Annotated in this window: 15 protein-coding genes; 6 read left to right on the top strand and 9 right to left on the bottom strand. The window is 44.8% G+C overall.

Annotation, left to right across the window (positions count from 1 at the left end; genetic code table 11):
* From AC2VDX_RS24125 to AC2VDX_RS24145, 5 genes are all read right to left on the bottom strand, one after another.
* Complete coding sequence (locus tag AC2VDX_RS24125; RefSeq protein ID WP_378172243.1) at window positions 1-1,359, bottom strand: PrsW family glutamic-type intramembrane protease; 1,359 nt, start codon at window positions 1,357-1,359, stop codon at window positions 1-3.
* Window positions 1,360-1,577: 218 nt separating this feature from the next.
* A complete protein-coding gene (locus AC2VDX_RS24130) occupies window positions 1,578-1,772 on the bottom strand; it encodes a hypothetical protein (protein ID WP_190410931.1) in 195 nt (64 codons plus the stop codon).
* A 17-nt stretch (window positions 1,773-1,789) separates the two neighbouring features.
* Complete coding sequence (def, locus tag AC2VDX_RS24135; protein WP_378172246.1) at window positions 1,790-2,353, bottom strand: peptide deformylase; 564 nt, start codon at window positions 2,351-2,353, stop codon at window positions 1,790-1,792.
* Between the two features lie 125 nt (window positions 2,354-2,478).
* Window positions 2,479-3,042: a hypothetical protein gene (locus AC2VDX_RS24140; RefSeq protein WP_378172249.1), complete on the bottom strand. Its 564-nt coding sequence runs from the start codon at window positions 3,040-3,042 to the stop codon at window positions 2,479-2,481.
* Window positions 3,043-3,045: 3 nt separating this feature from the next.
* Window positions 3,046-3,354 carry a hypothetical protein gene (locus tag AC2VDX_RS24145; RefSeq protein WP_378172252.1) on the bottom strand — a complete coding sequence of 103 codons (309 nt, stop codon included), beginning with the start codon at window positions 3,352-3,354 and terminating at the stop codon, window positions 3,046-3,048.
* Window positions 3,355-3,533: 179 nt separating this feature from the next.
* On the opposite strand from AC2VDX_RS24145, the gene AC2VDX_RS24150 reads away from it, so the two are divergent.
* Complete coding sequence (locus AC2VDX_RS24150) at window positions 3,534-4,436, top strand: cell division protein FtsX (protein ID WP_378172255.1); 903 nt, start codon at window positions 3,534-3,536, stop codon at window positions 4,434-4,436.
* A 33-nt stretch (window positions 4,437-4,469) separates the two neighbouring features.
* Complete coding sequence (locus AC2VDX_RS24155; RefSeq protein WP_378172257.1) at window positions 4,470-5,288, top strand: DUF3598 family protein; 819 nt, start codon at window positions 4,470-4,472, stop codon at window positions 5,286-5,288.
* Window positions 5,289-5,368: 80 nt separating this feature from the next.
* Here AC2VDX_RS24155 and AC2VDX_RS24160 read toward each other — a convergent pair whose 3' ends face one another.
* Window positions 5,369-7,333 carry a hypothetical protein gene (locus AC2VDX_RS24160; RefSeq protein ID WP_378172259.1) on the bottom strand — a complete coding sequence of 655 codons (1,965 nt, stop codon included), beginning with the start codon at window positions 7,331-7,333 and terminating at the stop codon, window positions 5,369-5,371.
* Window positions 7,334-7,484: 151 nt separating this feature from the next.
* Between AC2VDX_RS24160 and AC2VDX_RS24165 the strand changes: the two genes are divergently transcribed.
* The 4 genes from AC2VDX_RS24165 to AC2VDX_RS24180 all read left to right on the top strand — a co-directional run bounded on the left by AC2VDX_RS24165 (window position 7,485) and on the right by AC2VDX_RS24180 (window position 8,750).
* The gene (locus AC2VDX_RS24165; protein WP_486928253.1) at window positions 7,485-7,730 is read left to right on the top strand and encodes a hypothetical protein; all 246 of its coding nucleotides are present in this window, start codon (window positions 7,485-7,487) and stop codon (window positions 7,728-7,730) included.
* A 46-nt stretch (window positions 7,731-7,776) separates the two neighbouring features.
* A complete protein-coding gene (locus AC2VDX_RS24170; protein WP_378172290.1) occupies window positions 7,777-7,980 on the top strand; it encodes a type II toxin-antitoxin system RelE family toxin in 204 nt (67 codons plus the stop codon).
* Window positions 7,981-8,085: 105 nt separating this feature from the next.
* Window positions 8,086-8,376 (top strand): hypothetical protein, encoded by a 291-nt coding sequence (locus tag AC2VDX_RS24175; RefSeq protein WP_378172265.1) that lies wholly within the window; start codon window positions 8,086-8,088, stop codon window positions 8,374-8,376.
* On the top strand, window positions 8,376-8,750 hold the full coding sequence (locus tag AC2VDX_RS24180) for a type II toxin-antitoxin system VapC family toxin (RefSeq protein ID WP_378172267.1): 375 nt from the start codon (window positions 8,376-8,378) through the stop codon (window positions 8,748-8,750). Before AC2VDX_RS24175 ends, AC2VDX_RS24180 begins: the two co-directional genes overlap by 1 nt.
* A gap of 56 nt (window positions 8,751-8,806) precedes the next feature.
* On the opposite strand, the gene AC2VDX_RS24185 is transcribed toward AC2VDX_RS24180, so the two are convergent.
* The 3 genes from AC2VDX_RS24185 to AC2VDX_RS24195 form a co-directional block, all read right to left on the bottom strand.
* On the bottom strand, window positions 8,807-9,019 hold the full coding sequence (locus AC2VDX_RS24185) for a type II toxin-antitoxin system HicB family antitoxin (protein ID WP_378172293.1): 213 nt from the start codon (window positions 9,017-9,019) through the stop codon (window positions 8,807-8,809).
* Window positions 9,003-9,281 carry a type II toxin-antitoxin system HicA family toxin gene (locus AC2VDX_RS24190; protein ID WP_378172269.1) on the bottom strand — a complete coding sequence of 93 codons (279 nt, stop codon included), beginning with the start codon at window positions 9,279-9,281 and terminating at the stop codon, window positions 9,003-9,005. The genes AC2VDX_RS24185 and AC2VDX_RS24190 overlap by 17 nt, the downstream gene beginning before the upstream one ends.
* A gap of 306 nt (window positions 9,282-9,587) precedes the next feature.
* Window positions 9,588-9,848, bottom strand: a complete 261-nt coding sequence (locus AC2VDX_RS24195) for a hypothetical protein (protein WP_378172271.1) — start codon at window positions 9,846-9,848, stop codon at window positions 9,588-9,590.
* Window positions 9,849-9,995: the final 147 nt, after the last annotated feature.

A 9,995-nucleotide genomic window follows, 5' to 3' on the forward strand; every position in this document is an offset into this window, starting at 1 on the left:
CTACGATAAGTTCCCAAAACGGGTGGCAAAGTTTGAATTTCGCGTTGGAGATAAAGCACGCGCTTTGAGAATTGCCGCTGTTAAAAAGGCATAGGACACAATTCCCACCACCGCCAACAATAAGCCGCTGACAGCGCCTGTGGCGTTCCACAGGGCATGGAGTCCCGCTGCTGTAAGATAACCAATCAGCAAAATTGTCCAGCGCTTCTTGGGCTTCAGGGCACTCAACCCAATGAAATAGCCTAGATAGCCACTGTAAGCCATGTGTCCTGCCACTGAGCCTAAAATTCGGGGAATCAGGAGTTGCAATCCCACCAATTCTCCAGCGCCTTCTCCAGCTTGCAGCGTCACATTTTGGATAATCTGGGGTACATATTGACCTAGCGTTTCTAACAGGGTGAAGCCAACTGCTGAGGCGGTTCCCAGCAGGATTCCATCCAGGGGTTCCCAGACGCCAATGCGATCGCGCCAAGGAGAGCGAAATCCCCGCCCAATTAAATACAATCCCAGCACTGGCAACGCCTTGAGCAACTCCTCCATCAATCCTGCCCCGAAAAACATTCGGATCAACAAATTGGGAAAGTCGATCAAACTAACCTGTTCCGAACCTCGGAGTACCGCTTCTACGTCTCCGGGCAAAATACGGCGAAAAACATAGATAAAAGCCAGTAAAACAGGACTGACCAAAATCAAGGCGGTGGTGGCGGCTGAACCTAGTAGTACCCACCAAGGCTTATGCTTGCCGCAAAGTTGGTAGACAAAGTAATAAGCTGCCCAAGCGAGATAAGCTGCCAGTACCAGATTGAATACCACCGACTCACCGACGGCGGCAAACATTAGTACCACAAATCCGACTGTAACCATCCCCGGTATTAGATAAGCTTTTTTAGTTAAATCTCGTCCGGTTGAAAGAATGGGAAATAACTGGGTAAATGTCACTCCTTCCGGCTGGGATGGCTGCACAGGTGCGATTGGCTGAGACGACAGTTGAGTTTTGATCGAGGGGACTTGGGACTCAAAAATAAATTCTGCGCCGTTTTGCCCCAACTCAATGCGATCTCCTGGGTGCAAAATTTGACATCCCTGCAAGCGTCTCCCGTTCACGTAGGTACCATTGGCACTATCAAGATCGCAAATTTGCCAACTGGGTGCTACTCCTGACTGAGTAAGGGGACGGACTGCCGCATGACGCCTGGATACAACACCATGTTGGTTGGAATCCAACACAATTTGACAACTGGGTTCGCGCCCAATTACTACTTCCTGATTTATCGGAAGCAAGTATGGGGGCAGTGGCTTACCAGCAGCACCAGTAGAAAGCAGCCGGAGAAACCCACTTGTGTAGCTCTGGCCTGTCATTTTAGTAGATTGTGAGAAAGCGATTAGCGATAGCTTAGCAATTAGTGGGGAGTGTAGAGACTGGGGTTAACCCCCGTCTGTCCGGCTAAAAGCTAACAACTCAGCACATCATCACAAAAAACCCTATCGCTCAGAAACCCGATTTCTTCAAGAAACCGGGTTTCAAGCTCTAATAGGTGATTTTTTGTTGATTTCTATCACCCTGATTCAATGCTTGTTTATTGGTGAGAGTTAGCTTCCCGAACTGCGGCATAGAACAGAAATCCCACCAGAGGAATACTGGCAGCCAGGATGATCCCGGTGGGCAAGTTGCCCAAGTCTGGGTTTCCAGAAGCGAGTTCAAAAATAGAGCCAACGGCAGCGATCGCTGCTACGCAAGAACCGAGCAAAAATACACCACTTTTAGGGGTCATCATGGGCGGATATATCCTTAAGCCACTGGCTTGACAGCTTGAGCAGAGAAGCCATATTTTTTTAGCTCTTCATTCAAAGCGATCGCATTTTCCACCCGATCCACAAACAGCACGCCATTGAGGTGATCCATCTCGTGCTGAATGGCGCGGGAGAGTAGCCCAGTTGCCTTTATAGTGCGGGGGCGTCCCTGTTCGTCTTTAAAAGACACTTCCACCATTTCTGGGCGTTTTACGTCAAGGTAGACGCCAGGAATGCTCAGACAGCCTTCTTGGAAGAGGCACACGTCGCGACCAAATTTCTTGATGGTGGGGTTAATCAATACTAAAGGCTGATTAGCGGCGTTATCCGGTTCGGTGTCAATGACAATCATCTGTTTGTGCATCGCTACTTGAGGCGCTGCCAAACCAATGCCATCTGCGCTGTACATGGTTTGCAGCATTTCCCGCACGAGTTGCCGAATTTCGTTGTCTACCTTGGCAATGCGTTTGGCAGGCTGACGCAGGACGCGATCGCCCATATAGTGAATTTCTAATGGCGGTTTTTCTAACTTTTTCTTTTCGACGGCAACTTCAGTCGTCATAGCATTCTGGCTCGCAGATACAGCTCTTTGTTCAATGGGTCGAGTTTTTTTATCTTAACAGTTCTCAGCTGTTAGCTGAATTACTACTTAACTTCCTTGCTATCGTCCCCCAACACCTACTTTCATCAACAACGCGCCGAACGCGGTAGCATAAATTTTTCCCCCTCTGCTGCAAATTTACCCCTCGCCATCAGCACCGTCTCATCAAATGCGTGGGGAAATGCCCCGATATCTCCTGCATCCAAAAGTTCAGGACTAAAGTATATCGTCACCTCTTCAATGGTTTGAGGTATTCTTTCGATAATTTCTTTCAACGGACATATCTGCGTTGCCACTATATCAAAAAGGTGGAGTTGGGTATCTTTTATTTCCATGCAAGCGATTAAATCCAAATCTTCTGCATAGTATAAAGGGCGACTTCCTTCATTGGCGCAAAATAAGGCTTTTTCTTTCACAACTCCAACAATCTTAGAAACAGGTATCCGCGTTTCCAACAGTCTGTGTAGCAATTTTAAATCTTTGGCATCATCAAAATTCAGTATTCTAAAACCATCGTTGCCACTCTGGGAATACCATCTTATTTTAAACACGTATTCTTCTAGTTTCCGAAAGCCAAAAGACGTATAAAATTCTGGGTTCAGCGTTGTTAATACCAGCGTTTCATAGCGTTTATCGCAATATTTCAGCACCTCTTATATCACTTCGCGGTAGTAGCCGCGCCTGCGAAATTCCGTCCGCGTGCATACTGCATGGACTCCCCCCACCGTCACCGTTTGTCCCATAATTTGCATAGGAATTTCTAACACTCCTACATGGGTAATAGCTATGTCGTCGTGAAACCGAATAAACGGAGTCGAAGCATCTTCCCACGATGCGCCTAATTTTCTCCCGCATTCTGCTATGTCCCCCAGTCCAGGAAACACGATTTCAACCAAGTCAAACAACTTATTACTTAAATTGGAGTCAGCAGAGAATGACCGTTTAAAGCGATACTGATTCATAACTTAAGCATAATTATTAACACTTCATACTACAAATAATACAAAATATTAGGTCTTCAAGGCAAGTGGGGACGGTTCGGGAGAGTAGAATCTAATGCAGCTCTAAAATCTACTCTTCAAAGAATGGAACGCCCGTGCTATAAACTCTCTGATGATACCTGTGGTTGAGGAGGAAATTCGTGTTTAAATTCCTGAGCAAACTGGACTACCTGCTGCGCGAAACCTTCCTGGGGTTGCGGCGCGGAGGTTGGATGAATTGGGCGGCAATCAGTACCGTTACCGTTTTGCTGTTCTTGTTCGGCATGAGTTTACAGGCATCCTGGCAGCTAGAACGCCTGCTGACTCAATTTGGGAGCCAGTTGGAAGTATCTGTATATTTAGATCCCGGAGCGCGGGTGGAACTTGTAGCCCCAATCGTGGGGAAAATGCCAGAAGTGGTCGAGGTAAAAACCATTTCCAAAGAGCAAGCTTGGGAATCTTTGGTAAAAGAGCTGGGAATGTCGGATATTGACGGTGCCACCCAGCAACTCGAAGGGAATCCTCTAGTGGATGAGCTGAAAGTGAAGGCGCGGACTTCCGAGGCAGTACCCGTTTTAGCTCAGAAGCTGGGGAAAGTGCCAGGGGTGGATGACGTGCAGTATGTAGATGAGGCGGTACAACGACTGGCTCAGCTCAATAAAGGTTTGAGCTATGTAAGTCTTACGATCACCACTGTCCTGAGTATGACCGCAGTTGCAGTGATTACCACCACGATTCGCCTGATTGTGATGGCGCGACGGCGGGAAATTGAGATTATGCAACTGGTGGGAGCAACGACAGCTTGGATTTATCTACCGTTTATATTACAAGGGATTAGCTTTGGTTTAGTTGGGGCAGCGATCGCTTGGGTTCTCATTAGCACCATCCAGCGTACTTTGAGCAACTTGTTATCAACTCAGCCCGATTTTATTCAATTTCTCGTGAACGGACTGCAATTAAGTCCTCTACAAGTTTTACTGTTGCCCCTGATTTTGCTTTGTTTAGGCGGTTCAGTCGGCTTGATGGGGAGTTTGTTTGCTGTCCGCCGCTTTGCTTTGCGATAGTTGGCACTTGAAACTCAAAACTCAAAATTTTTTATGGCATCACAATGGGAACGTTTGCTGCAAAATCTAGGGGAATGGCAAGGTTCATTTACCCGTCTTTCACCCACTGGAGAATTACTGGAAGATACTCCTACAGTTGTTTCTCTACAAGGTTTAGACAATAACCAAACCATTCGCCAAATCATCCGCCGCTTACCACCCAGTCAACCGCCAGATGAGAAAGTTCTCGAATATAGTTCCTTAGGAAAAAGCGTTCTATTTTTTGAAAATGGAGCCTTTTCCCAAGGTTCGATTCAACTGGCTCCTTTTTCCGAATTTGGAGCTGAACTCGGCTTAATTCATGGCAATCGGCGTCTGCGTCTCGTGCAGATATTTAATCGAGACAGTCAATTAGATAAAATTACCTTAATTCGAGAAAAGCTAGCTGGTTCAGACGTTCCGGAACGCCCAGCTCTAACTTTAGATCAACTGATAGGAGAATGGCAAGGAGAAGCAGTAACAATCTATCCAGATTATCGCTCTCCCGATACTTATTCCACCACGCTCAAAGTTGACTATGAAGAGAGTGGAAACGTAATTCAGCAATTGAGCTTTGGCGATCGTACCCTCACCTCAACTGCAAAAATTAACGGTAACATTCTCCACTTTGATCGAGGTTCCCAACCCGTTCAAGTATTGTTTTTACCAGATGGTGCCTCTTCCAATTGCCCGCTGCAAGTAAAGACAGGTCAATCTTTTGTTCTAGAAGTAGGTTGGTTATTGCAGCCAGACTTGCGCCAGCGAATGATTCGCCGCTATAGCGATAAAGGAGAATGGATTAACCTCACCCTAATTACAGAGCGTAAGGTATAACAAACAAAGCTAATCGCACAGAAACGTAGAACAGTTTTTAACTTTGCGTACCTTGGCGTTTACCTTGGCGTTAAAAAAAATTAAAACCTCACCTTTCCATCACTTAAAACCGTCTCTTCAAACACTAAATTACCGGCTTCAACCCTGAGGCTTCCTTGTTTCCAACCTAAATAAATAGGACTATTTCCCTCAGGTGATTTGTAGATATCAAAATTCTTGAACCAATCATACTCGATCCCATTGCGGACAATAATCGGCAGGTCATTATTAGGATTGTGCGTAATTTTGAGAGTATCGCCGGTTGTTGCTTTAAATTGCACAATGCCTGCCGTTATCTGATTTAAATCTAATTTAGACTTACTCTTCACCGCTTTTTTAAAATTAGCATAACTGCTTGTATTTTGCTCCTCTCCTACCTCTAAAGCAAAGCCATAATATTGATTGCTGGTTGTTGTTACTTTTAACGTTTTTTCCTCTTGGTATTGCGATAGTTTCTGATCGTCAATAGGAACTTCAGTGTAAGCACTAAAATTTATTGGATGAATTGCTAGCCAGGTTTTTTCTAACTTAAAGAACCAAATTCCATTTTCAATCTCTAATTTAGCCTTTTTAGGTAGCTGAAAGAAAAAAGATTTATCAGAAGCAGGTCGTAGCCAAAGTGCCAAGTTGCGGTACTGTCCTATTTGATCGCCTGGATTTTTTCCTGGTTTCATTCTGTCGTCGCCCGTGTTAACGACAAAATAATCAACCCCTCGCTGAGAATTTTCAGCTATCAATTTGAAAGGGCCAACATCACCATCGCTAAATTCACCAACTACGCTACCCATCTGATAAGTGTTGCCGAAAAATGTGGTTTCCCAATAACCTGGTCGGTCTTCTCCTCCAGGCTGCCAATTTTCATAAACTGGTTTTGTAGCGAGTAATTCAATCGGCTTTTTAAACTGCTTGCGGGCTAATGCCACAACTGCGAGTGGAGGACGGTAAGCGCTAGTAATGATGTGAATTGAATCGTGTTCTGGCTTAGGATTAGGCAGCGAATTGTCCCCAAAATATAGCCAGAGCAAACGGGCGGCAGATGAACCATACACGACATTACTTTTGCCATAATCTCGCTTAGTTGGCCCTCCAAAACCGCCATGATAATACTTCACTGCCCCCGCAGCACAAAGCCAATCAAGAGCTGCTTTACCGAGTTGTTTTACTTCTGGATCTTTCGCAAAATCATAGAGGTTAAGGTAGGCAGCAAGGGTATGACCGTGGTAATTTTCCGAATCCCACTCGCCCATCCCGATGTGATAAAGCGCCCAGACATATCGCTGAATTTTCTTTTTGTATAACTGGCGCACATCTTCATTACCAGTTTCCTCTGCCATTAGATAAACCGATATCTCGCGCATCGCTCTAAGATTATCGGTATTGCGCCCGTCAACCCAGCTACCACGCACATCTGGTCCCCAACTATCACCGCCACGACCTCTCCCATAAATCGGGTGGGGACGACCATTAGGATCTTGCTTTGTCCATTTTTTTGCTCCATTAAACATCCGTTGTTTGTAGGCAGGATCTAGAAATTTACCAAAGAAAAAATATTTTCTAATTTGACCTTTGAGGGTAAAAGAATAGTAATAGTCAATACCGTCAGTGTGGGCGTTATCTTGGGCTTGTTTGTCTTCCTTTTCCAAAAAAGCGATCGCTTTCTCTCGGTTGCCAGCTAAAAAGTCAAACATGGCAAGAGGATAAGTTTGCTTTTCGTTTTCCCCGCTGTTGTTGTTGTATTTTTTACCCGTGTAGTAGCGAATAACTTCATTCGCTCTTTGCTGAAACTCTTTTTCAAGTTCAGGCGTCCACTGGTTCTGAAACTTTGCATCGACGGGTAGCGGCTGAATCTGAACTAAACCATTTGCATCCTTGGTAATGGATGGAGATGCAATAGGACTCGGTGTATTTGCTCTGGATAAGGAAGTAGTTTTGGTGCTGCAAACCAATACTGCTAGAGCCAGTACGGATGCTGTCGCTGTGTGTCGAAAAATTGTAAGACGTTTCATTAGCAACAGAGATAATTCAGATGCTCTGATTTTGGCATGAGTAAAGAGAAGCGATCGCACTTTAGGAAGATAGACGCGATCGCACTTTAGGGAAAGATGAATGCGATCGCGCTTATATTTAGACTAGATGCCAAAAAATTTAGGAGATAGTATGCTTACCTTTGAGGAGGTACTTAGTCAAGTTAAACGCCTTACCTTTGCTGAACAAACTAAGTTGCTAGAAGCATTAACAGCATTGGTTCGTCACCCTGTAGAAGTTGAAGACGATGACGAAACTATACCGCCGGAAGAGATAGCCGAAAGCGAAGCCGCTTGGCAAGATTACTTAGCAGGTCGTGACCCAGGAATATCCTCAGAAGACCTAAAACAAAAGTTGTTTGGGAACAAAGTTGGCTAACTGGCAATACATTGTCCTAAAACCAGCTGAACGTTATTTACTGCGGATGCAACCGGATGACCAAATGCGTATTATCAGTGCATTGGATACTTTAGTAACAGATTCTACATTGCTTGACATTAAACCCCTCAAAGGTCGTCCTGAGTTGCGGTTGCGGCTAGGAAAGTATCGGGTTCTGATTCAAGTAGACAGAGAAAATCAGATGTATATCGTAACTCAGATTGGTTCTCGTGGAGATGTTTATAAGTAGGAGCGATCGCATTCCGTGAAAGATAGACGCGATCGCACTCTCGGAATAGATAGACGCAATCGCTATAAACTAAACTCAGAAATCAGAAATCCCAATAGAAAGTCTATGACTACTTATAACGATGTGCTGATTCAAGTTCAAAGCCTCACTCCTGATGAGCAACTGCGACTCTTAGAATATTTGACAGCATTGATTCGTCCCCAGATTATATCTGAGAAGCAGCGATCGCTAGAAGTCGGGAATAATTCAAGTTTAAGCCCTGAGCTTCGGCGGAAAAAAATAGTTGAGATATTGGAAAAACTTGCTGCAAGTAATGTCTTTTCTGAGGTTAGCGATCCGGTTAGATGGCAGCAAGAGTTGCGTCAAGATCGTCCCCTTCCTGATAGAGATAGATAATGCTACTTGATAGTAACATTATCATCTACGCTTCCCAGCCAGAACACGATCAGATAAGGCGGTTTATTAGCGATCGCGAAATCGCAGTATGGGCACTGAGTTACGTTGAAGTATTAGGCTATCATCAGCTAACAGAAGAATCTCGCTTGTACTTCGAGGAATTCTTTCGCGTTGTTGAGGTTTTACCTATCTCTCAGGCAGTCCTCGACCGGGCAGTGGCACTGCGGCAGGTAAGGAGAATGACGCTTGGCGATGCGATTATCGCCGGAACAGCCTTGGTATATGGCAGGACTTTGGTGACACGAAACATAGAGGATTTCCGATGGATCGCTGAACTGCTGTTTCTTAACCCCTTTGAGACTGAAGGAATATGAGGTAGCGCTCCCATTCTCGGAAAAGAGAGACGCGATCGCACTTCAGCCTTAATCAACTAGGCAAACATCAAGCGACCTTTCGGTTCAGGAATTGGACGCCCTAGCTCCTTAGCAGTCTCAATCCACTCCTGCATAATGATTTCTACATTTTGCACAGCTTCTTGATAGGTAGCTCCATCTGCTGCACAACCTGGTAATTCAGGCACTTCTGCAATGAATGCTTGATCTTCTTCGCTCCAGTATAGGATGACCTCATAGCGCATCATCATCTTGGGCATCATCTTGGCTTACCAGTTTGTACTTCAAAATCACTGCGCGGACTTGCTTAACCTGATAGGGTTTGCCTTTGGCATTTTTGGGTTGCAGATTCAGGATTTCTTCAACACCTTCTTTGCTAAAAATGTGATGACTACCGTTAATCCGTTCGCCAAAGCCAAGTTGGCGTAATCCTTGACACATTGCCGCAAAGGGGATGTTGGCATCTGAAGTCCCACTTAGGATTTTGACTAAAAGTTTGTCTACTTGACTCATTAGTGTTTTTCATAGTAGTTAATAGATAAATATATAAACACATCGTATCAAAATATTGTGTAATTCTACAAGAGAGTTTTTGATTTTTTTTGTAGGGATTACCCGACTTTCGAGTGCGCCAATCACAACACTTTATACCACACGGCTTTTTAAGCCGTCGCTCATCCGTTAGTTCAATGATCGCTTTGAGCTTGATGGTTACGGCATCCATCTGCGATCGGATTATTGTAAATTTTGCAGGGAACTACAGTCCTACTAGTCCCCTGAGAATGACAGCTAAAATTGTGAAGGCAGCAATTCAAGCAGCTAGGCTGAAGCCCCTACAAGTTCAGATGCTACCTCTACTACAGGCTTGGGCAACGGCTTTAGTTCAATATCAGGGTCATTAATGTCTATACCATTTGCAAGGTTGTATTCCCGATGAACCGCCTCGATTTCTTCTTTTGTCATCTTGTCAGCAGCAATCAGATAGGCGATCAGTTTTCCTCCCAAATTCTGTGCCTGTTGCGCCCTAGCCATCGTTCCGCTAGGAGTTACAAGTACGTTTGTCCAAATGTCTGAAGACATCCCCCAGTCAATTTTGTTAGCGGGACTTAAACAATGAATTAAAACCAAATGAGTTATGCTCCATGCCAGATAAGAAGTTCACGTTGAAAAATACCCATGAAGGAAACTACACCCGACGCAATGCCTCCATGCTTTGAGAAATGGTGC

Source organism: Coleofasciculus sp. H7-1, from assembly GCF_057473865.1.